Raw genomic sequence first — 21967 nt, 5'->3', positions numbered from 1 at the left:
CACCAAATGGAGAGGTGGGTGAGTGGCTTAAACCAGTAGTTTGCTAAACTGCCGTAGCTCTAAAGGTTACCGGGGGTTCGAATCCCCCCCTCTCCGCACTATACTAGGAAAACCCCCGAAAGCACTGCGTCAACGCGGTTTTTTCGGGGGTTTTTCTTTGGTGTGTGCGTGAGTGTGCGCGCTGGGGTACAAATGCTACCTGATTTTTGTGCTCTCTCAGTCTTTGCCGTAGGACAGCTAGCCGCCGGGTGGGCATCGGGGCTGGCCATATTAGAAGTATGCGGATTTGGATGTTTACACTGAGAAGATGAGGCGAGCATATATTTGCGCCCATAGCAATACCTGAAATGTCGTCTGTCAACTCAAGAACCGCCTTGGATGCATTGCGCGGGGTTGCTGCCTTTATTGTCGTGTGGTGTCACTGTATTGAGAACAGATACCTGCTCGACCCCGGCTATGTTCCGCAAAGCGTGCTGGCCTTCCTGCCGCCCTCTCATTTGGCCGTGCTGCTGTTCTTTGTGCTCAGTGGCTATGTGATTGGACGCTCTACCCCGCCTCTCACAGGTCGGGCCGATATAAGGGAATATCTCAAAAAGCGGATCATTCGCATCTACCCCATTTACCTGCTGGCCATGGTGCTGGCCATTGTCATTGCGGGCCCTTACCCGCTCACCACCATCCTGGGGAATCTGAGCCTGACGCAGGTATTGCTCACGGATGTCATCCGTGAAAACGGCGCTTCCTGGTCGCTGCACTACGAAGTGATTTACTACCTGCTCTTTATTCCCATCTCGTACTACCGCCTGCCTGTAGTGCCTGTGTTGGCAGGTTTCCTTGCCGTAGGGCTAGGCAACATGGCTCTCAACCCCGCCACTCCGCTGCCGAGCTCCTATGCTCTGGGCTTTGTGTTTTGGCTGGCCGGGCTGTGGCTAAGTGACTATCGCCGCACGGCCGCCAAAGTGTCTCTCGCCCCACGACAACTCGTCGGCGGCCTGCTGTTTCTACTGAGCCTGCATTACTTCAATGTGCTCGACATGGGCCTGCGTAAGGTGCTGCTGGATTTCTGCGGCGAGTGGTGGCGCTTTGACCGTGCCCTGGACCCGTTCGCCACGCAGATACGGCCGATGGACTTTGCCTTTCTGCCCTACGCGCTCTGCTTCGTGCTGTGCTTCGCCGGCATTGACTTCCGGTTTCGCCGCCCCATCCTGCTGTTTCTGCTGCTCGCTCCGGCCCTGACGTTCGTGCACCTGGCTACTCACATTGAGGAGGTATACCTGGCTCCTAACCTGGTAGCGGGCGGCTTCTATCTCAGTGGGCTATGGCTCATGCTTGGCCGCAATACACTCGCCGATGCCGCTAGTACCCGCGTGCTGCATCGACTCGCGGGGCTGGGTGGCATTTCCTATGGCGTGTACATCATACATGGGCCGGTGCTGCATATGTTTCAGTGGGTGGAGTGGTTTTCGGGCACTCCTCTCACGTTCCTTGTTCGTTTTGCGCTGCTGGTAGCGGTGGTGTTGACAGCGGGATATGCGCTGGAAAAACAGTTTCATCCATGGGTTCGACGGCGGCTGGGACTGGCAGAAGGGTCTTCGGCACTACCTGCTTCCGCCAGAACGATATGATCCCTCAAATTTCCCCGGAAGTAACCTCGCTGTAGTATGGCCGAAAAAACCGCATACTATCCAGCGCTGACTGGTATCCGGGCCGTGGCGGCGCTGCTGGTCGTAGTGTTTCATATGAGTCCGGCCGCTGTGGCCGGCCAGCCCCTGTTTACCACTTTTCTGCAACAGGGCCACATCGGCGTCTCACTGTTCTTTGTGTTGAGCGGTTTTCTGATAACGGCCCGCTACGTGGAGAGCGTCAGGCTGGAGCGGCGCTGGTTCCGGCCGTATCTGCAGAACCGCTTCGCCCGCATCTACCCCGTTTACCTGCTGCTGACCTGCTTCACGTTTGCCGTGATGGTCTGGCACCCGCTGCACACGCGCTTCGAATGGCCGGAAGGCTACACCGTGGCCGGCAAGGTGCGCATCGTGCTGCTCAACCTGACGCTGCTGCGGGGCTACTTCTCGTACCTACTCAACACAGGCCTGCCCACGGCCTGGTCGCTGACGGTGGAGGAGACGTTCTATATCCTGGCGCCTTTCCTGATAGTGGCTCTGCGCCGCACCTGGCGCCGGCTGCTGCTCTACCCCGTGGCCTTCGTGCTTATCGGAGCCCTGTTGGTTGGCGTAGTAGACTGGCTCACGGACCGCTACATCTATGGGCTGATGGGCAGCCTCAAGTTCATGCTCCGCTTCACGTTCTTTGGCCGCAGCGCCGAGTTCATCTACGGCATGGCGCTGGCCCTGTGGCTAAGAAAGCAGGGCGGCAGCCCCCGCCCGAACAGCTACTACACGGTGGCCGGCGCGGCTGGCATCCTGTTGTTTATGGCCGGCCATGCGTTGCTCCAACACATCGGTTGGCTGGCCATCGACCCACGCGACCAGTCCTACGGCTCCATTCTGGCCGGCAACCTGGTGCTGCCAGTAGCCGTGTGCGCACTGTATTGGGGGCTGCTGTACGAGCGGACCCTGCTGCGCACCTTGCTGGAAAGCCGCACGTTTGACGTGCTGGGCAAAAGCTCCTATGTGCTGTACCTGATTCACCTGGGCGCGGTAGACACGCTATTCCGGCGCTACGTAACAGACAATAACCTGCTGTGCCTGCTGTTCTACGTGGGCCTGTCCATCCTTCTATACACGCTCGTCGAACATCCGCTGCATAACCGCCTGCGGGCTACGAAAGCGCTGGTAGGTCAATGAAATCCATGTATGCTTCCAACTGGGAGCTGCTGACGAAAGTGCGGCAGGCATGCATGTAGTTCAGCTCGGCATCATAATAGAGCTCAGCGAAGAAGCTGCCCATATGATAGAGGTTAATGTAGTCGCCATGCTCCCCAAAGCGGTTGGTCAGGAAGGTGCCCTCGAATACGACCAGCCCGATCTGGGCATTGAGCGGCAGCTGGTTGAAGGCGTAGAGCGAGGGTAGAGGCATGTGCCCAAGATAGGAGCTTTGCTAACTTCGCCAAGTTTTGGCTTTTTAACTGAAGCTATTCTTAAAACAACATTTGATACTTGAATTCCTCGCTTATGGAAACTGCATTATGGATTGCTGCTGCCTCAGCCATAGTCTCTTTTGCTACAGCTTTTCTTAATAACGCTTTTAATGCATACAGTAAACTGCTTGATTCCAAACAAAAACACAGTGAACACAATATGTCTTTGCGAGCTGTTTATATTAATAAAAAAATAAATGCAGGGGAAGAGATAGTTAAAGTGCTGCAGGCGCATATGGCGGAATTAGAGCCAATAAGAGTGTTCTATCTGCAATACAGGGATCATAAGCAACTGGCTGTCGGTATAGCAAAAAGGGCGCTTGCTATCAACGAACATAGACGATTAGAGATGAGGAATGACTACAATTTCGGCGCGTATTTCGCAAGATTCGATACAAAAGATGAAGAAGATAGATTGTATGCGCTGATAAATGCGAACACCACCTCAATATATGCTGTTGCCAAAGAAGATGAGGATAAAATTAATAGCTTGAGATTGGAAAGAATAGACACAGAGACACCTGTTATTATTGATACAGCCAACAAATATTTGCAGATTCAGAGTAATAAGATAACTATCATCAGAACGGAGTTAGCCAAATATGATATAGTGTAGCAGCCTATTGCAAAAGAAAAGCCCCAACCTCTACAGGTCGGGGCTTTTCTTTTGCAATAGGCTGCCGCTTCGCCCCCGCACGGGTTTGATTGGCACGACGAAGGTAATACGCGCTACTTCCGGCACCAATAGCAGAAGCCGAAACGATGATGCCGCCTCATGCCTTCTGCATCTCAATGTGCATATCGTGCGGCGCAGGCAACTCACCGCCGAAGTAGAGCGAGTGCGTGAGGCCAAAACCTGGTAGGTGCTTGGGCCGGGCCAGACGCAGCTCACTCACCAGCTGTCCGCTGGCATCCGATACGCTGAAGTGATAGGCGTCCGCCTCTACCACGAGTCGGCACAGCACGCGCTGGCCCAGCTGGGCCCGACCTACTACCGGAAACTCCTTGCGCAGATTCCAGTCCTTCACGCCATCCGTGTAGCAGTAGGCAATTAGGCGCATGCACTGCTGCTCGGGGTCCCAGTACCAGCCGAACCGGGCACTGTTGCGGTGCACGCCGAAGAACCCGAAGCTCAGGCCAAAGAGCTTATTGACGTTGGCGGCGTAGTAATCAGGTAGGGAGTAGGCGCAATCCTGCCCAAACGTGACCCAGAACGCAATGCTCTTGCGGCCGATGTGGGGCCATGAGGAGAACGGGCGGTTGTCCTGGTGGTGGCCCTTTTTAATCAGGTGCGTGCTCATACAGGTTGGAGGGCTACAGTTTGGCCGGCCAGCTCGTGCGTGCAGTCGGCGAGGAATTGTATCTGGCCATCCGTTACAAAGGAGTGGCAGACTGAGCAGTGCGGCGCGCCGCTACCGGGGTTTTCGCGGTGGTAGTCACACCAGCACCGGCCATCCTTCGCGGTGCCACCGGGCACATGATGGCCGCTGCGCACTAATACACTAGCGCGAATCGTCGGCTTTTCGGGTGTGCCCGTGAGTGTCCAGCACGCGCCGGGGTTGGCCGGGTTCGTGTTGATGCGGTGGCTTTCCTTGCAGCCAGGGCAGTAGAACAGGTAGTAGCCCGGCGTATTGCTGATGGGCAGGAGTACGGCCGTATCCATCTAGCGAACCGGCTTGTTTGCGTTGCGGATGCCGCGCCAGATCAGGTACACCGTCGCCAGTACAGCCAGGCTAAACAGGATACCAGTAAAGGCCCGATAGCTCAGGAAGGACGGGTGGTAGTTGGTCAGGCCAACGATGATGGCAAGTACCCACAGCACGATAGTGGGCAGCGAAATGATGGGCAGGGGGAGTTTCATGGCAGTAAGGGATTAAGTGAAATGAATTAGCAGGTAAGCGCGAAGAGGAACTTGGCGTGATAGCCGGCAATCAGCTCGGCTTTGTCGTTGCCGTTGACGATGCGGCGGGCCCGGAGCACATCGGCGCCCTGGGTGGTGAAATACTCGCTGAGCCGCTTGCCCGTGAACCAGCCTTCCTTCATGCCGCGCACCAGGATCTGTGCGGCCGTGGCTGGATTCAGCGCGAGGTCAGGATGGTTCACCAGGTCAATGCCCAGCTTCTTGCCCGCGCCCCGGTAGTTGCTGAGCCAGGTGAGCTGCACGTAGCCGCGGCCGAAGAACAGGTGCGGCGGCTCGGTGTAGGGCACGCGCTGGCCTTTGCCTTTGCCCATGTCCAGCATCTTGCCGTAGTCGTGGCCTTTGCCCAGCCCGTACTCTTTGAGCGGGCGCATGGTGCCGGCGGTTTCGTGAAAGGTGGTGGCCAGCACATAGGCAATCTGCTGCACGGGCAGCGCGGCTTCCAGGGCGCAGTCGAGGATGCCTTCCATGTTGGCGACTTCCTCCTTGCTGAGCGAGCCGCCAAACAGGGTGGCCCGGATGGCGGCGAAAAAATTAGCGCGGTTAATCATGAGCGGCTTGGTTGAGCAGATCCATGTTGAATTCCGGGCGCGGTGGTAAATCGGCCTCGGGCGCGGGTGGCGTGGTAGCTGGAGTAGCAGGGGTGGTTTTGTTCACCTGCACATTGTCGGTCTTGATGGTTGTCTCATCCGACTGCACCACGGTATCAGGCACCGTTTTGCCCAGCTGCACCTTGCCCCAGGTACCGATGCCCAGCAGGGCGGCAATCAGGCCGATGTTGGCCAGCAGCACATATTCGGGCGGGTAGCCCGTGAGCAGCACGCCGCCGACGATTTCCGGCTGCATGTGCGCGCCCCGCAATTCGAGGTAGACGGTCACGGCCACGATGGCAAACGTGGTGAGCAGGCGCGGCGAGAAGCGGTTGTCTTCGGTCAGGGAGCGAACCAGCAGCTCTCCGAACTTGCCCTGGCTGGCTCGTACCAGCAGCAGCAGTGCGACCAGCGCCAGCACGGCACCCATCACATACCAGGTCCAAAGGGGTAGAGTCTGTAGCATTAGCGTAAAGCGCGAAAGAGTTTGTAGCCGCCATAGGTGAGTGGCAGGCCAATGCCGATGCCAATCCCCCAGCCCCGGCGCCGGGCCTTGATGTGCCAGCCATCGGCTTCCGCCTTCGTGGCCAGCACCATTTCTTTCAGCCCGGCATTATCGGTTTTCAGTCCCCGGATATCGGCACGTGCATCATAGAGTTGGCCCTGGCTCAGGCTGAGCTTCTGCTCCAGGCCCTGCACTTCGAGGCGGGCGCCGGCCAGCTTTTCCCGCACTGTAGGCAGCACGCGGATGCTGTCGGCATTCTTAGCGGCCTGCGCCCGGGGCGTGCAGATGGTGGCCGGAAGGGTTTGCGAGGAACCGGGCAAGGCTGTCATCAGCCCAGCCAGCAGCAGGAGTAGCACGAATACGGGCTTCATCAGCATCAGCTTTTTTGCCGGCTTCGATGCCGGCGGAGTGGAGGATGTCGGCCGCCGCCCACTGGGCAGCAGTGGCGAGTTCGGTTTCCAGGCTATCGGCCCGGCGTTGCGCCGCTACCTGCTTGGCAGCTGCGGTGGCTTCGCGGGCCTGCGCTTGGGTAGCGCTGCGGTGGAAGTAGAAGCCAAAGGCGAGGGCAGCCAGCACGGCGGCGGCACAGAGGATGAGGGGGAGGTTTTTCATGGGGCTTATTTGGTGCTGGTCATGAACTGATCGTGAATAGCCGCCCGCTGCTCCACGCTGCGCAGGCGCACATCGAAGTTGCTGTGGGTTGCGGCGGCATCCCCCTTCGCTTTTTCCAACTCCAGCACGCGTTGCGTCAGGGCTTCATTGCGGGCATTCATCACCTGCACGGCCGTAAGCACTTCGCTCAGGGACTTGGAATAGGCATCCATTTTGGAGGCCGCATTGGTCATGACGAACGTCATGAGCGCCTGCACAAAAAGCAGCAGGCCAGCCACGACACCGCCCATCACCCAGAGGCGGGTATTCATCCCCTCACGTGCGGCAGCCTTCTCGGCGATATCTTGGGTTCGAGTGGTCACGGGAGTCACAGGATTAGCGGGTCACGGTGGATAGTGGTTTGGACGGGCAAGGGATTAAGTGGAGGCGGTATAGCCGGGCAGCCCCTCAGGCACGGCCAGCGGGGCGAAGTCGGCCGGCTCCAACTCCACCACGAGCGGACGGTGGCCGGCGAAGCTTTCCGGGTATTCGCTCACGGTGCCCACTGCGCACGCGCGGCGGCCATCGGTGGTCAGGCGGCAGGCGAACTGGCTGAAAGGCCCGGTGCGGCCGTCGAGCTTGGCGAACAGGGCGTCGGAAATCACGAAGTAGTAAGGCATCACACGGCGCGGTTGAGGGTGGTCTGAAAGGTCTGGGTGCAGGCATGCAGCGCCGCTATTTCCGCATCACTCAGCTCAGGCCCCAGGTGGGCAAAGGCGCAGGCGCGGTTGCTGTAGCCATACAGCCCGCCGTTCACGTTCAGCACGCCCAGCGTCACCGAGCAGGCCGGCGGCCCCGTGCTGTCGGTCTGGGTGGCAGCGGCAGGGTTCTGCTCCCCTCCGTTGCGGAAGAGCCGGGCCCCGGCCGGGGAGCCCGCCGCCCGCCGCACCACGTAATTGCCCCGGCTGTCGCTGCTATTGGCTCCCTGCTGGTTGCCAAACGCGGCGTAGAACGGCCGCGCCGGGCTGAAGGCGCCGTTATTGACGCACACGAAAAAGGCGTTGGAAGCCGAGACGTACGCCCCCATTTCGTACACGTCACCCGCTACGCTGTTCGTGGTGGAGTAGTAGCCCAGCGCAGCCCCGCTGCTGCCGCTGAGCTGCACACTGGGCACGTAGTGCGTATCGGCGTACTGCGTGGCCCCGTCCCACTGCACGCCGCCGGCACTGTGCACCGGTGCGCCAACGAAGGTGAGGCGGAAGGCCGCATCGGTATCGGCCGGGTTTTTCAGGTTCAGCTTGTGCGCCTGCGCCGTGCCGCCTACAAACGGATACACCGCGTGCAGCTTGGCCCACAGCCCGGCTTCCTTCAGTTCCACGGCCAGCCGGTGCACGGCCTGCTGCTGGGCGGCGTTACCGATGCCGGCCGCACTCAGGAAGGCCGCCGCATCGGCATCGTTATAGACCGGCTCGGTGGGCACCAGCACGGCCGCGGCGAAGTAGATGCGCCGCATCATATTTTCCGCAGGCGTACGGTGCCTGTACCGGTAGCCAGAATCGAGAGCGTGTCGCCGGCCGCTACGGTAATTGGCAGGGCCTGGGCCGCGCCGTTTTTCTTGTAGCTCACCGCCGAAACGCCGGTGCTGGAATAGAGCTGGAACGTGCCGGCGGCGTCGGCATAGATCAGCAGCGTGGTTTCCTGAGCGGCGCCCCCGGCAAACTGTGCTACCAGCTCCGTAACATCGGTGCCCGGCCCCGGGCCAGCTGTCAGGCGCTGATCCACATACCAGAAGGTGTCGGGTACGGCCACGCTGGTAGGATTGGTCACCGCGCCCAGCGCCTGCCCGGCGACCAGCTCCAGTGTGGTAGTGCCGAGCAGCTTGACCTGCTGTGGCAGCATGTCATTGCGCATGATGCCCCCGGCCAGCGGCTTGCTGGCAATGCGAATCGTGCAGTCCAGAAATTCCACCAGGTAGCGCTGCGTGTGCACCGTGCTGCTGTTGAACTCGATAAAGGCAAAATCGGTGCGCTGGTGGTCGAAGGTGCAGCGCGTGAAGCGAATAACCTGCAGCTGGTCGGTCGGGGTCAGGTCCCGCTCCAGGCGCAGGTAGAACTCCGGCCCGAAGTCGCAATGCTCAAACTCGATCCGGCGGGCCACGGTGCTGTTGGGCACTACCTGCATGGGCTTGGTAAATACCAGGCCCAGCAGTCGCATCGACGTCATCAGCGAACTGCTGGCAAAACCCAGGTCGGTGTTCCAGAGCTGGGGTCGGCCGATGCCCTGCACCACCAGATTCCGGTCTACTGTGACGCCGGTGGAATACGCCGCACGACCTGATACCGTATTGGTGCCGCCCACCCGCACCTCGACGGTGTCGCCGGGCTGGGCAGAGGAAATGCCGGTTGAAAACTGCACGAACGGCCGGCTCGGGTTGCCCCGCTCCCCGCTCAGCAGTTGCCCGCTGCCTTCCACGTACACCGTACGGCCGCTCGGGCGCGTAACCGGTAGACGCGGGTCGGCATTGAGTGCGTTGGTCAGGTACTGCGCAATGGTCGTGTAGTTGCCGGGGGCCAGCGGCAGCGAGGCCCAGAACACTTCCCGCGGTGCCTTCAGCAGTAGCTCCCAGTCGCCGGAAGCATCCGGGTTTTCCTCGAACTCGAAATCGGATAAGGCTACATAAATACCGTCGTCGGGAAACAGCCACTGCTGGCCGGCCAGCGCCGTCGTCGGGTTGCCATCGAACACGCGCAGGCCGCCGGGACCGCCGCCCAGAGGCTCCCACTGGTTCTGCTCCAGGTCAGGATCGGCTTCGTAATTAGTGTCCGACTTGAAATCATAGCAGACCTCCAGCACGGCCGCAGGCGAGTTGTCCTCATTCTGCCACCGTAGCGCCAACATAGTTGGCCGGCCGCCCTGGCCCTTGCCAAAGCCCAGCATCGTGCGCTGCAGACCCTGCTCCTGATTTTGTGAGGCCAGCTGAATGATGAAGCGGTCGAGCAGCGTACCCGCATCCGTATTCTGCCGGTGAGAGTAGGGGGAGGGGCTGATTTCCTTCCAGTAGGCGTTGCCGCCCCGCGTCGGTGCCGGAATCCGGTCATCGTCGAACGTTTCGCGGAACATTTCCTGCTCGGCCTGGAACAGCAGCAGGGCCCCATCATCTACGATTTCCTTCACCTCAAACCCCAGCGGATACTGCTCGCGCAGGTTGTTAAAGCGGGGCGTGCCGGCCAGCGCGGCTTCAATAGTGCCTTCCTCTACCCAGGCACACCGCACCGTAGCCGTGCCGGTGCCGGCATCGGCAAACGTCGTGAGGGGCCCTTCCGGGTCCAGCGCCAGCACATATACTTTCAGCTTCCCGGTTACGCCCGCGGCGGCTTCGGCTGGCAGGGCGCTGTTGAGCACGATGCAGCGCACTTCCGGGCACAGAGAGCCGGGCAACAGGCTTTCCCGGGTAGCCATACCGGCTGGCATGCCGGCAAAGGGCTGCAGGTAGGAAACGATTTTATTCGTGCCCCGCAACGCATTGGCCGCGCCCGTTGCCCCGCCTACCAGCTGCTCCGGCGTAATGCGGTACTCCTGATCCGACGCCACGTCGGTGAACCACAGAATGGCATCCGCAGGCAGCGGCCCCTGCCAGGAAGGAAAGCGCAGGACATCACGGTTGGCCATAAGAGTAGGACGCAGGTTGAAAGCTAATGTTTGTAAAATAACAACATTAATTCCGGATTTTTACCCCCGGAAGTACGGGTGGGGCTTAGCGGCCGCGTAGGCGCAGGAAGCCGCCGCCGCGCAGCTCCAGCAGGTTATCGTCCTGGGCCAGCTCACCGGCATCTGCCCCGTTGCCCGCTCCCAGCCAGCCGACCTGCTCCAGCGCCACTTTGCCGTTGCTGAGCGCATACGTCTCGTTGGCCGTGACCTCGTAAGCAGCCTCGCCGGCACTGTAGCGCTTGCCATTCACGAAGAGCGTATCCAGCCGGCAGAGCAGAAACAGCTTCTCGTGCAGCCAGTCCGGTAGCTGGTAGGTTTCCAGCAGCGTCAGGCGCCGCGCGGTGGAGGCCAGCACCACGGGCGAGTCGTCGCTGTTGCGGTGCACCTGCAGCGTGCCGCCCGGCGCCGCCCGCCGGAAGAAAACACCATCGACCCGCAGCCGTGGCTGCATGCCGGTGGTGAAGACCATGCCGTAGCCGTTGTCGCGGTTGCCGTATTCCAGCACCACCGTGTTGCGGTGCTCGGCTGCCAGCCACAGCGGCTCGGAGATGGCCACGGCCGGCGGGAAGGACGCGTCGGTATCGGTTGCCCGCAGCCGCACTTCGTAGTCGCCTTCCGGCAACCCGGTCAGATCAATATCTGCTTCCCACACATCGAAGCCCGGGCCGGTCAGCTGCCAGGAGGCCGTTCCTTCCTGTGACCCTCCACCCGGCCAGGGGCGGGTGCACACATAATACGCATCGCCGGTATCCGGATCGATACCGCTGTCGCGCCGGCGGTAGCTGCCGGCTGCTACGCCCGTTTCCAGTACGACCCGGCTGGCTTGGCGCAACGCGCTGGGCAACTGCCCGGCCGCGCCCTGCAGGCGGGTGTAGCCGTCGCCGTTGTCAAACAGCTCCACGGCAACGGGCGGGGCCTGGCCTTCGAGTTGGAGCGCCCGGCTTAGGGCAATCGTGCGCAGGGTAACGCCATCCGCTTGCCGGCGCACCGTTGCTTCCACGGCCGTGTAATTGGTAAGCACCTGCACCCGCACCGCGTCGCAGAGCTGCACTTTCTGCCGGTAGCGGGGCCGCATCTGCAGGCCGGGCCGGCGCTGCTGGCAGAACAGCGTGTTGTCGGCATGCTCAAACGTGTCGCAGCCGTTATCCGCTTGCTCGACCACAAACCGTAACGTTTGCAGCAGCGGCACCCCGAACACCGGGACACGCTCAACCGGTGTATACACGCAGGTGCCGTTGTCGGCCGTGGCATTGCCGTTGAAGTTCGTGGCGTTGCGGTCGGTGCAGCCGAAAACCGCCGCCGGGGCCTGGTAGGCAGGCAGCGTAAACAGGCTGCGTTGCTCGCAGCCCGCGCTGTCGACTACGACCAGCTCGTAGTCGTTGGGGGCGAGGCTAAAGATTTCGTGCGCCCCAGGGGCCCCGTTCAGACTGCCCAGCACCTGGTTGGTGCCGGCCAGCAGCACGGAAATAAACACGAGGCTGGCTCCGGTTGCCGTAGTGAGGCGAACCGAGCCGGTACCGGTTGCCGTGGTTGGTGCGACCGGCACGACGTTCGACACAGCCAAGTTGCAGCCGCCGGTGCCAGGGCTGCCCCCGGCGCAGGCCAGGGTTGCCGTGCGGCTTACCGGGTTCTCATCCTGATCAACGCCCTGAATCAGGTACTCGCCGTCAGGGAGCGTAAAGGTGAACGTATGGCTGGAGCCGTTGTAGCTGTCCTGCCCGACTATGGCAGAAGTCGCCGTATCGGTCACGGTGATGTAGAGCGCGGCCGGGTTCACGCTGCTGGAGGCAACGGACGTAAGCCGCACGCGTAGCGTGCCGCTGGGCTGACAGGAGGTAGAAACGGAGGCGGTAAGTCCAACGGGCATCGCTAAACAGCTAAGAGAGTGAGGGCCGGGCGCAGGGTGAAGGTTCCCTCGCCTTCGCGGGCCGTATGCTTGAAATCCAGTATCCAGCCTTCCTTAATCAGGCCGGTCTGGTCCCGGTAGCGGATGCGGCCGCGCGGTGCCGCCAGCAGCTGGGCGAGCTGCTCACGGCTGACAGGGGCCGTAAACTCATCCTGTTCCGGCCGCCACAGCGGGGCGGGCAGGGATTCCACTACCACATCAGCCGACTCGGCTACCGGGGCGGCTTCGCCCATGAGCTGCGTCAGCAATTCGTTGTTGCCCTCGCCGAAGCTGAAGCGAATCCGCTCCCGGTCCTGATGCAGCAGGCAAGCGCGCAGGGCCGGGCCGTGGCGCCGCAGCAGCCGGGCCGGGGTCAGGCGCAGGTTGTAAAGCGTGTCGGGGGACAGCACGCCTTCCACGCGAGAAAAGCGCTGGTCCCGCTCGGTCTGCCAGCCGCTGGGCGAGCGAAGCACGCAGATCAGGAACGAGTCGGCATCCGAGCCCTGGTCCGTCGTAGCCGTGGCATCGTAGCGCTGCCGGCGCGTGGCTTCCAGGTAGAAGCCGGCGGCAGAGTAGGGGCTCAGGAAGGTGTAAGTGTTCTTGGCGGCCGTCAGCGGCAGCGCCCATTCCCGGCGGCTGTTAGGTTCCTGCAGGCCGTTGACTTGCTGCGTTTCCCACTTGCGGTAGCCCAGTTCCACTTTGTTGTAGAACTCGTCGGCTTCAGTCGTGCTGGTCACCTCGACCGGGGCGCTGCTCAAATCCAGCGTCAGCGTATCGGGGTAGAAGTAGGGCACCGGCTCGACCACCACCACCGGGCCTTCCGGGCGCTGCTCGACGCCCGTGCCCAGCCAGTGCGTGGCGGCCAGCGAGTCGAACAGCCCCTCCCAGGTCAGGGTCATCGGCTTTTCCGACAGCGGAAAGCCGCGTACCTGAAAGCCACCACTGATAAACAGGCCCGAGCCGGCCCCGTCGCCGGGGTAGGCGGGCTGCGTGTCGGTGCGGCCGAAATACGCGCTGCGAAACGCCACCCGCTCATCGGTGGCCGCCTGACAGACCCGCTCCATCGCTTCGTAGGCCAGCAGGCCCTGGCAGGAAGTGGCCGGGGTCTGGGTCAGCGCCTCCATGCGGAAGTGCCCGCCGTTGTGCTGCAGCTGAATCTCGAACCGGTACTGCCCCAACGCATTGGGGTTGATGTCGTGCACGTAGATGCGACCGAAGAGGTAGATCCGGTCGCCCACGCGCAACCGCCGCGTAATCCGGCGCCGCGGCACATCGACCGTGGCAAAGAAGTCGCCGGCAATGCTCGTGTCGCCAAAACTGGCCAGCAGAACGGCCGGCTCGTCGTTGATGCGGAAGTAGTACTCACCTTCCACCGTGTCGAAGTCGCCAGAACCGGAGCTGGCCGTGAGCTTGACCCGGAGCTGGGTGAAGAACTCGAAATCAATGGTAAAATCCCCTTCCTCCTTGGTGCGGTAAATCGGCACGGCCTGGGGCCGCTCGCCCACTACCGGGCCGCCGTAGACTTCCTCCACCTCGAAGTCATCTACCTGGGGCTGGCCAAAGCCGAAATACAGCAGCTGCTCGCGGCTGGGGTCATCCATCACGAAGCCACTGGCAATCATGGGCGGATCGGGCGCGTAGTCCGCCTGGTAGCGCTTGAAAATGGCCTGACTGTGCAGCTCCAGCACCAGCGGCTGCTTGGCCGGCAGTGCCACGCCACCGATGGAGTCGTTGCCGAACGCGTCCACTGCCGTATCGGTGCGGTTGTTAAACTTCTGGGTGAAGTCTTTCTGCACGATGTTGCAGCGGAACTCGGTCGCGGTTTCCACCCGGGAAAGCATGTGCACCTGGCCTTCCGAGTAGAATTTCCAGACGAATGCATTCGGGTCGTACTGCTCAATCAGCAGCCGCACGTCGGCTTCTACGCCGCGCTGGGCATAGGCTTGGCTCAGATACACCCGCCCATCCTGCACGAAGGCCAGCTGGGTGATGTATTCCAGTGTCTGGCCATGGTATTTCGGGTCCCGATGCAGGTTCACGCCCGTCTCTTCCCAGCCTTTCGGATCAGCCCGCAGCACACGCCGACCGAACTCGCCGTCGAAGGTATAGCGGAAACGGGGGGCGTTCTGTTCGAGCATGTCAGGGAAAGTAATGGTTGTAAAATAACAACATTATTCAGGCAATCCAGCCACTACCGGGCTGCTTTTGCCGCTTTCTGCTTAAGCCAGCCGACGCGGCTCTGAAAGTCGTACAGCGTCATATCGGCCGCGCCATGGTGCCCGTTTTCGGCCAGCACTGCGCACAGACTGGCAAACGAGCTGCGCATGCGGACCAGCACGTTGTCGGCGTGGCCGTCGTCGAAAATGTCGGGCGGCATCAGCTCCAGCATCCAGAGTTCAATCTGCTCCAGCACGCTCAGGTACTGCGGCTCGCCGGTCAGCACGTAGTCGCACAGGGCCAGTGCCTGCCGTTTCAGCTGCTGGGTGTAGGCGAGCTGCTCGCCGTTGCCATCAGTGGGGAAGAGGTGTTGCCGCTCTTCTGAGAGTTTTTTTTTACTGCCTCGTATTCGGCTTGCAATAACTCTTCCGTAAGGCCCAACTCGCTCAGGCGCGCAATTACCTGTTGCAGGCCTTCGTCAGTCGGGTCCCAGGGTAGCGGCTGCCCGTCGATCTGCGTCACCAGACAGGCAAAGCTCAGGTGACGGGGCGAGAAGCGCTCCAGCAGGTAATTCAGATTGAAGTGCAGGTTCGCTAGCTCATCCGACGCTTCCGCCTGCTTGCCAGCGGCCATCAGGCGCGCCAGCTTGCCGAAATGGGCGTGCACGGCTTCCATGTCGGAGCCGATGCCAGCATCCTGCACGAGGTAGCACTGGTATTCCAGGTGGCGTCGGGCGGGTAGCTCCAGCGCGGATTGGTAGAGGGCAAAGCTGTGGCCGTTGGGTAGGGGAACGGTGCGCATCGGGTGGGGGAGTTATTTGGCGTGACGCCGGTAATGTTTGTTGACGAACTCGGTGACGTGCTGCCCGCGGCGGTGGTAGCGGCGCAAGCCTTCTTCCGTGAAGACGGTGGTTTCGATGTTTTCCACGGCCCGCACGATGCGGTCGGCGTCGCGGCCGAAGGACAGGGCAATCTGCGAGGCAACCCGGCTGGCCGAAGCTGTAGCGGGCTGGGCTGCGCCGGCGGCCTGCCGTTCCAGTTGCGTAGAATAGGCCCGCTGCGCCAGCAGACCAGCCAAAGTGGGGTCGGTCTGCAGCAACTGCTGGGTGCGGTCGGCGGTGTGCACTTTATCGCCTGCCTGCAGGTAGGTAACCATCGGGCCCGAAGCCAGGCGCATGCCGCCGCTACGACCCTCAATCAGCTCCGCGCCTCGTTCACCCACCAAGGCAAATTCAGCGGGACCATTCTCACGGCCACGGAAGTATTGGGGGAGGGGACGCGAAGCAATGGCCGCCGCCTGGGCCAGGCCCTGCGCAATAACCAGAGCGGTCAGCACCCCGGCGCTGATACCGAAGTCGGCGTACTTGGTGCCGCCACCGGTGCTAAGCACGGCGGTGACAGCCGTAGCCGTGTTCAGGGCGTTGTTGAACTGGGCCTGCTGCTTATCGGCTTTGGCCTGCCGGATGCGCATGGCCAGTTCCCGCTGCCGGTAGCTTTCCTCAATCTGCGCTTTGAGCTCGGCATTCTCGCCGGCCGCCTTCAACTCGTTGTCTTTCTGCTGCTGCAGATCCTGCGCTTCCTGCTGGCGCCGGTTGCTACCGATGTCGAAGGCCGCATCTGAAAAGCCCTGAATCTGCTGCAACCCTTCCTGAATGAGTTCGGCCCGCAACTCCTGCAGGCGTTTTTCCTCTTCCAGCTTGCGCTGATTCTTGGCCCGCTCCTGTTCCAGTTCTTCAGCAATGGCCTCCTTGCGCTTGGTTTTATCGGTCTGCAGGTTGCCCAGCTTCACTGCCAGGTAAGCGTCTTCGAGCTTGCGCAACTCGGCTTTGTAGGTGCGCTCGGAAATCAGGCCCGCCGAAAGCCGCTTTTCCAGCGCGAGCTGCTGTTGGGCGTACTTGCCCTCCAACTCATCATTGGCCAGATCGGCATTGAAGGGACGGGTAGCGCGTAGCTGCTCATCGCGCTTGTTCTGCAGCTCCTGCTCGATACGCAGCAGTTCCTTGGCATTGCCTTCCGCGGCCCGGCGCTGGCCTTCGGCTTCGAGTTCGGCAATTTCAATGCGCCGCGCCGCTGCATCCAGGGCGGCCTGCTGCCGCTCGGTGTAGCTCAGGCTCTCATCCTGGGCAATCAGGTCCAGCTGGTTGGCTTCGGCTTCGAGAGCCAGCTTATCAATAGCCGCCAACTGATCCAGCAGGGTGCGCCGCAGCGCCAGCAGCTGCTTGTTGCCTTCCCGCTCGATATCGACGGTGTTCTGCCGGAATTCTTCGCTCAGGCGGCGGCGGGTCAGGTTCAGCGCCGCGGCCCCGTTCACCTGGTCTTTATAGGTCTGGGCTGCTACCCGGATCAGCTCGTCCCGCTCCAGCTCGGCTAGGTCTACGCGTACGGCGCTGGCTTTGCGAATGGCGTCGGTACGGATGGCTTCCGAGTTGGCCGGATTCTCTGCCTGCCGCGACAAATCGGCGAGCCGCGCTTCCAGCCGGCTCTTATTTAGCTCGTACTGGGCTTTGGCGACATCGGCAATCTGCTTCTTTTTCTTATCCAACTCCTCGCCTTCCTCCTCACCTGCGTCCTTGTTTTCGACAATGACGGCCGTGCCGGCTTTACGCACCGAGTTGAGCGCGTTCTGGGCGTTTTTCAGGTCCTGCTGCTGTTTTTTAAGCAGGTCCTGCTTTTGCAGCAGGCGCGCCTCCGCATCGATATACTTTTCCGCCGCGGCAATTTCTTTCAGCGTAAACCCCGACGACGGCCCCAGCGTCTGGGTGCTGCCGAACACGTCGCGCACGTCGCGCATGGCATTGGCCAGTTCCTGGGCCCGCTCCGGATCGGGCACGATAGCATCCAGCTTAAGCTTCTGCCCACCCACAAGGCCGGTCAGGCTGGCCAGACTCTGCTCGGTAGCCGCAACAGAAGCCTGCGCATTGGTCAGCGAGCGGACCAGGTCCTTTTCGTTAGCGATGGCCAGTCGGCGGGTCGCAAACACGGCATCCTCCACGGCGCCCGTATTGAGCTTCACCGCACCAGTCTGCTTGTCCAGATTCACGACGTTCCGGCCCAGCGACTGCTGGAGCTTGCTGGTGATGTCGGCCATTTCGCGCTGCTCACCGGCATTGCGGCTGGTCTGGCTGGCCAGCGCCTGGTAGCGGGTCAACAACTTATCGGCCGTATCCGCCTGCTCCAATAGGCCCTTGGTGGTTTTGGCCGTGGCCGAAAACACGTCCTGCTGGGCCGGCTTAATGACGCCTACTTTCTTGCCGATGTAGCTGAAGCCGTCGCCGATGCCACGCAGGCCGGCGGCGCCCAGCTTGAAATCGAAACGCACGAAGTCTACCAGGTACTGCAGCGACTTGCTGGCAGCGCCAGACGTAAAGAAGTTGCTGACATCGTTTTTGAGGAGCTTCCAGCTGCCGCCCAGGCCTTCCAGCTTGACGGCGGCTTCGGCCGCCAACGAGGTGCCATCAGCCAACTGCTCATTGGCCGTTTTTTGCCGCTCGGCCAGCAGTTCCTGGTTTTTGGCCAGTGTGATGATAACCGACTTGGCTTCCCCGCTCTGCAGCTTGAGGGTTTTGAGCAACCCGTTCAGGCGCGTGGTGGAAGTGCCGCCCTTGTTGAGGCCGGCCAGGAATACATTGATAGCCGCCTCGAAATCGGTATTGATCAGGCGCTTGAATTCTTTCAGCGTCAGGTTCGAGTCGGCCAGCTTGGCAATAGCAAAGCTCTCATCGGTGCGCGTGCTGAGCGTTGAAAACAGCCGGTTCAGGGCCGTGCCGGATACTTCGGCACTAAAGCCGGTTTCCTGCAAGGCGGCAGCATAGGCCAGCACCGTGGGCAGCGCCAAGCCAAAGGTGGCCGCGCTAGCACCAGTGCGCAACGCCACGTCTGCCAGGAACGGGGCCGTGGCCGCACCTTCAGCCCCCAACTCGTTTAGGGCCGAGCCGATGTTGAGCAGGTTCTTTTCCTGATCCGGGCCCAGCGACTTCTTAAATACCAGCTCAATTTTGCCCAGTGAGGTGGCAATTTCTTCGGCCCCGCCCTGGAAATCATCCGACAGCGCCTGCGTCGCCACATCAATGGAGCGCACAAAGCCTTCAATCTCGTCCTTCGTCTTGCCCAGCTGCCCGCCCACCTTCGCTTCGTCAAGCAACCCAGACAGCGAGGTGGTAGTGGGAATGGCTTTGAGCGAGTCGGTAAGCCGGTCGGCTTCGTCTGCGGTCAGGCCCGTGGTTTTACGCACATCGTTTAGGGCGACAGAAAGCTCTACGTTATCCGTAAAGAACTTCTGCAGCCCCGTTGACAGTCCCTGCAACCCGTAGTAGGCGCCGGCTAAATTTTGAGCCAGCCCGCCCACGCCGGCACTCAGGCCCGCCGTGAGCCCACCGCTTTCCTTGGTGCCTACCCCGTAGTTTTTCAACTGGCCATTGACTTTGCCCAGTTCCGCTTCGGTCTGCTTGATTTCCTGCTGCAGGCGGTCCTGCTGATCGGCGCTCAGGCCCGTAGCGCGGCTCTGCTGCTGCATCGCGCCGATGTTGGCTACCAGCGTGCCCTTCTGCTTTTCCAGTGCCGCTACGGCTTCGAGAATGCCTTTGGCGTAGGAACCGACTTCGCGGAAGTTCTGATTCAGCTCGCGGTCGAAATCCTTCAGACGCTGGGTATTGTCAGCAAACTGCTTTTTCAGTTCGTTCGCCTCCTTGCCGGCGGCTTCGAAACCACCGGGTAGGGCGCGGATCTTATCGCCCAGCTGCTGGGTTTCGATGCTCAGGCGGTTGTAGGAGCCAGCGGCGGCCGTCAGTTCGGAGTTGGCACCACGCACCGCTTTGTTGAGCTGGTCGGTCTGCCGCTTTAGGTTCAGCACATTGATGGCCGCTTTCTGAGCCGCTTCCATGTTACCGGCCGCAAATGCCGCCTTTAGGGCAGACTGCTGCTCGCGTAACGCCTTCGTCAGCCCTTTGGTAGCCTCTTCCGTCTGTTTGCGCACGGTGGCTTGACCAGCCAGCGCGGCTTTGTAGCGGTCCTGGTCCTGCGCCAGCTTGGCTACCTGCGACGAGAGGCCCGCCAGCATGGTGCGCTCCTGATCGGTAATGCCTTTCAGGCCAGCTACCTGCTCCCGAATACCCTTGGTAGCGTCGCTGATGCCGGCCAGCCCGGCGGCAATGCGGGACGCGTCTGCATCCAGGTTCTTGCCCAGTGCCCGCACGTTGCGGTTGAGCGACTGTACCGACTTGCCGTACTCGGCTAGCTCCCGGGCGCCGGGGCCAAGCTCGTTAAACAGGTCATCATGGGAGATAGGTCCGGTCATAATGTTCGCAAAATACAAACATTAAAATCCGGGACGAATATTAAATACCAAAAGACATTGTTGAGCACAAGAAAATAGCATGGATAGATTTTGCAGGGGACACAATAGCGACAGATTCACCGTCTTTAGGCGTACATTTGCCAGCTTAATACTTTCAAAATCAGCCTAATTTCATGCTGCTTACTCTACGCTCCTTTTCTCTTGCCTTGCTCGCAGCAGGTGCCTTATCGTTGTCTGGATGCGGTAAATCCGATGATGCAACTCCCCAAACCCAAGCCCAGACAGGAGCTGTGACCGGCAGTTTCAGCCCGGCCAATGCATTGGTTAGCGTAACGGCAACCCCTGCTGGTGGCGGCACCGCGTACACCGCCTCCTTCAACACGGCCGGTACTTACACGTTTGCTAGCCTGCCAGTAGGCAACTATACGTTCGCTTACGTGGCCGCCACAGGCTACCAGACTCCCTCTGCCAAAACCATGGCCGTAGGCGTAACCAACCCAGCGTTGCCTTTATTGACGCTGAGTACGCCCCGGGAAACGCTACTCATTACGCCAAGATGGCGCAAATCGATAGAGGTTACTACGATAGAGGATGACAGCCGGACCACTATTAGGACTAGCAACTTTGATAACCTTCCAGGAGCGTGTTTCAACGACGACTTTGTCCAGTTCAAGGTAGATAAGACGATGGTATACGATGATGGGCTTGTCAAATGCCAAGCCACGTATCCCCAGACCATCGCCAGCACGTGGCAGTTCACAGCAAACGAAACGGAACTGCTCCTTGGGGCGAACTTGACGCGGTACCGGGTTCTCCAGTTGACAGCTTCCGTACTTCAAATAGTAACGACCTCCACTGCAAATGATGTAACGACGACCGTTGACACTAAATACGTTCCGCTGTAGGGCTGAAATCACATAACCATCACATAAAAAATCCCTGTTTGCATTGTGCAAACAGGGATTTTTAGTTAGCCAGTTACATGCCCGTCACATAAGAACGGCTATAGGTTGTCAGTTTCAATAGCCGCATAGTTGTTAGAGGTGGCTGTACCGCAGCTCTTTTTTACCACTCCATCAACCAGAATATCTGCCTTCAGCACCGTGCCAGTTGGCCGTGTAGCAGGGTAGGTGAGCTGCACTTCTACCAGGTCGTAGGCTCCAAACTCACCCAGATCATAAGTCTTGTCCACTGTAGCCGTCGAGTAGGCTTCGGTGTAGCCAGGGCCCGGGCCGGTCTGGTTGTTGACACCGGCAAAGTCATAGGTTGAGGTAATGCGGGCTGAGGTGTTCAGGCCTGCCAGATTCTGGCCTGTAACGTGCACTGTGATATGGTACTTGGGTTCTGGGTCTTCTTTCTTGGAATCCTTGGAACAGCTAACAAGAGTTGCTAATGCGAACAGAAGTGTGGATAAGTATTTCATACTGGCAAGATATGGTACTTGCGCATATGACATAAGCATCATTTAAGGCGAATAACTCAACCCCAAACACTTATCTGCTGACCCTCCAACCTATAATCGCTATTCTCAAGAGCCTCCTAAGAGCATTAGTTTTTAACTAAAAGTGCCCTAAACACCCTGCTTTAGGCGTATGTGGAAAACTTCTGAAAAGAAGGTTTGTCCTACAACCCAGATACGCTAATCTTTGGATATAAACGTACGGTAAACACCCCGCCAACACGGTTGCCTATAAACGGCGAAACCCCGGTTGTTGGAGCAACCAGGGTTTCAAGAAGTGGGTGAGTGACACCCAAACTTCTGACGAATGGAAAAGGGTCGTACGAGTACGGATGATCTACATGTCAAGTGTAGCATCCGAGTTAGCAGCACCTTTGTGATCAAGGTGTTGCAAGCCATGGGAGGGGCAGGGGGACTTTACCTCCTGATCTCACACTGGCCGTAGTGCGGATAGCGGGGAGCATATGCTTCCCGCTATTTTTTTGTAGCGTTTTACTAGAACAAATGTGGCGAGGTTGCGGAATATTAACAAATATTCGTAATCGAAAAATCAATAGGTATTGAATAATCCCATTATTAGTAAACATCAAAACTTAAGCAGAATTAAGCTTGAATAAGCTGTGGATAACCAATGATGCGAGATAAGTGCGTAATGATGTGCACTATTGTATCAACTGTTGCTGAAGGTTGTTAGATGTGGCTTGTGGGAATATTTATATTAATAATATTTGTTGCCTCCGCATTAGCTAACAAATGATTTTGTAG

Annotated in this window: 22 protein-coding genes and 1 tRNA gene; 5 read left to right on the top strand and 18 right to left on the bottom strand. The window is 59.9% G+C overall.

Annotation, left to right across the window (positions count from 1 at the left end; translation table 11 throughout):
• Window positions 1-8: 8 nt before the first annotated feature.
• The 3 genes from H4317_RS11275 (at window position 9) to H4317_RS11265 (ending at window position 2804) form a co-directional block, all read left to right on the top strand.
• Window positions 9-96 (top strand) — tRNA-Ser (locus H4317_RS11275).
• A gap of 314 nt (window positions 97-410) precedes the next feature.
• On the top strand, window positions 411-1625 hold the full coding sequence (locus tag H4317_RS11270) for an acyltransferase family protein (protein WP_260625636.1): 1215 nt from the start codon (window positions 411-413) through the stop codon (window positions 1623-1625).
• A gap of 36 nt (window positions 1626-1661) precedes the next feature.
• On the top strand, window positions 1662-2804 hold the full coding sequence (locus tag H4317_RS11265; protein ID WP_185886701.1) for an acyltransferase family protein: 1143 nt from the start codon (window positions 1662-1664) through the stop codon (window positions 2802-2804).
• On the opposite strand, the gene H4317_RS11260 is transcribed toward H4317_RS11265, so the two are convergent.
• On the bottom strand, window positions 2779-3036 hold the full coding sequence (locus H4317_RS11260) for a hypothetical protein (protein ID WP_185886700.1): 258 nt from the start codon (window positions 3034-3036) through the stop codon (window positions 2779-2781). The two genes, H4317_RS11265 and H4317_RS11260, sit on opposite strands and share 26 nt — an antisense overlap.
• A 95-nt stretch (window positions 3037-3131) precedes the next feature.
• Here H4317_RS11260 and H4317_RS11255 point away from each other — a divergent pair, with 95 nt between their 5' ends.
• The gene (locus tag H4317_RS11255; RefSeq protein WP_185886699.1) at window positions 3132-3713 is read left to right on the top strand and encodes a hypothetical protein; all 582 of its coding nucleotides are present in this window, start codon (window positions 3132-3134) and stop codon (window positions 3711-3713) included.
• Window positions 3714-3870: 157 nt separating this feature from the next.
• Here the strand turns inward: H4317_RS11255 and H4317_RS11250 are convergent, their stop codons facing one another.
• The 16 genes from H4317_RS11250 to H4317_RS11175 all read right to left on the bottom strand — a co-directional run bounded on the left by H4317_RS11250 (window position 3871) and on the right by H4317_RS11175 (window position 19743).
• Window positions 3871-4398 carry a hypothetical protein gene (locus tag H4317_RS11250; protein WP_185886698.1) on the bottom strand — a complete coding sequence of 176 codons (528 nt, stop codon included), beginning with the start codon at window positions 4396-4398 and terminating at the stop codon, window positions 3871-3873.
• A complete protein-coding gene (locus tag H4317_RS11245) occupies window positions 4395-4760 on the bottom strand; it encodes a ubiquitination-like system serine protease family protein (protein ID WP_185886697.1) in 366 nt (121 codons plus the stop codon). Before H4317_RS11245 ends, H4317_RS11250 begins: the two co-directional genes overlap by 4 nt.
• Complete coding sequence (locus H4317_RS11240; protein ID WP_185886696.1) at window positions 4761-4958, bottom strand: hypothetical protein; 198 nt, start codon at window positions 4956-4958, stop codon at window positions 4761-4763.
• A gap of 26 nt (window positions 4959-4984) precedes the next feature.
• Window positions 4985-5566 carry a glycoside hydrolase family 19 protein gene (locus tag H4317_RS11235; RefSeq protein ID WP_185886695.1) on the bottom strand — a complete coding sequence of 194 codons (582 nt, stop codon included), beginning with the start codon at window positions 5564-5566 and terminating at the stop codon, window positions 4985-4987.
• On the bottom strand, window positions 5559-6071 hold the full coding sequence (locus tag H4317_RS11230) for a hypothetical protein (RefSeq protein WP_185886694.1): 513 nt from the start codon (window positions 6069-6071) through the stop codon (window positions 5559-5561). The genes H4317_RS11235 and H4317_RS11230 overlap by 8 nt, the downstream gene beginning before the upstream one ends.
• Window positions 6071-6439, bottom strand: coding sequence for a hypothetical protein (locus tag H4317_RS11225; protein ID WP_185886693.1), 369 nt, complete (start codon window positions 6437-6439; stop codon window positions 6071-6073). The genes H4317_RS11230 and H4317_RS11225 overlap by 1 nt, the downstream gene beginning before the upstream one ends.
• Window positions 6369-6722, bottom strand: coding sequence for a hypothetical protein (locus H4317_RS11220; RefSeq protein WP_185886692.1), 354 nt, complete (start codon window positions 6720-6722; stop codon window positions 6369-6371). Before H4317_RS11220 ends, H4317_RS11225 begins: the two co-directional genes overlap by 71 nt.
• Before the next feature lie 5 nt (window positions 6723-6727).
• Window positions 6728-7033 (bottom strand): hypothetical protein, encoded by a 306-nt coding sequence (locus H4317_RS11215; protein WP_185886691.1) that lies wholly within the window; start codon window positions 7031-7033, stop codon window positions 6728-6730.
• A gap of 105 nt (window positions 7034-7138) precedes the next feature.
• Complete coding sequence (locus H4317_RS11210; RefSeq protein ID WP_185886690.1) at window positions 7139-7381, bottom strand: hypothetical protein; 243 nt, start codon at window positions 7379-7381, stop codon at window positions 7139-7141.
• Window positions 7381-8217, bottom strand: a complete 837-nt coding sequence (locus H4317_RS11205; RefSeq protein ID WP_185886689.1) for a hypothetical protein — start codon at window positions 8215-8217, stop codon at window positions 7381-7383. Before H4317_RS11205 ends, H4317_RS11210 begins: the two co-directional genes overlap by 1 nt.
• The gene (locus tag H4317_RS11200) at window positions 8214-10370 is read right to left on the bottom strand and encodes a hypothetical protein (protein ID WP_185886688.1); all 2157 of its coding nucleotides are present in this window, start codon (window positions 10368-10370) and stop codon (window positions 8214-8216) included. Before H4317_RS11200 ends, H4317_RS11205 begins: the two co-directional genes overlap by 4 nt.
• Before the next feature lie 85 nt (window positions 10371-10455).
• On the bottom strand, window positions 10456-12276 hold the full coding sequence (locus H4317_RS11195) for a hypothetical protein (RefSeq protein ID WP_185886687.1): 1821 nt from the start codon (window positions 12274-12276) through the stop codon (window positions 10456-10458).
• Window positions 12277-12278: 2 nt separating this feature from the next.
• Window positions 12279-14432: a hypothetical protein gene (locus H4317_RS11190; protein ID WP_185886686.1), complete on the bottom strand. Its 2154-nt coding sequence runs from the start codon at window positions 14430-14432 to the stop codon at window positions 12279-12281.
• Window positions 14433-14485: 53 nt separating this feature from the next.
• A complete protein-coding gene (locus H4317_RS11185; RefSeq protein ID WP_185886685.1) occupies window positions 14486-14737 on the bottom strand; it encodes a hypothetical protein in 252 nt (83 codons plus the stop codon).
• A 29-nt stretch (window positions 14738-14766) separates the two neighbouring features.
• Entirely contained in the window at window positions 14767-15252 is a 486-nt protein-coding gene (locus tag H4317_RS11180) for a hypothetical protein (protein WP_185886684.1), read from the bottom strand.
• A 12-nt stretch (window positions 15253-15264) separates the two neighbouring features.
• Complete coding sequence (locus H4317_RS11175) at window positions 15265-19743, bottom strand: phage tail tape measure protein (protein ID WP_185886683.1); 4479 nt, start codon at window positions 19741-19743, stop codon at window positions 15265-15267.
• Window positions 19744-19916: 173 nt separating this feature from the next.
• On the opposite strand from H4317_RS11175, the gene H4317_RS11170 reads away from it, so the two are divergent.
• A complete protein-coding gene (locus tag H4317_RS11170; RefSeq protein ID WP_185886682.1) occupies window positions 19917-20648 on the top strand; it encodes a carboxypeptidase-like regulatory domain-containing protein in 732 nt (243 codons plus the stop codon).
• Between the two features lie 98 nt (window positions 20649-20746).
• On the opposite strand, the gene H4317_RS11165 is transcribed toward H4317_RS11170, so the two are convergent.
• Window positions 20747-21166, bottom strand: a complete 420-nt coding sequence (locus H4317_RS11165) for a hypothetical protein (protein WP_185886681.1) — start codon at window positions 21164-21166, stop codon at window positions 20747-20749.
• Between the last annotated feature and the right edge of the window lie 801 nt (window positions 21167-21967).

The organism is Hymenobacter sediminicola, from assembly GCF_014250515.1.
Lineage (GTDB): Bacteria > Bacteroidota > Bacteroidia > Cytophagales > Hymenobacteraceae > Hymenobacter > Hymenobacter sediminicola.
This window is presented reverse-complemented; position numbering and strand designations above follow the sequence as displayed.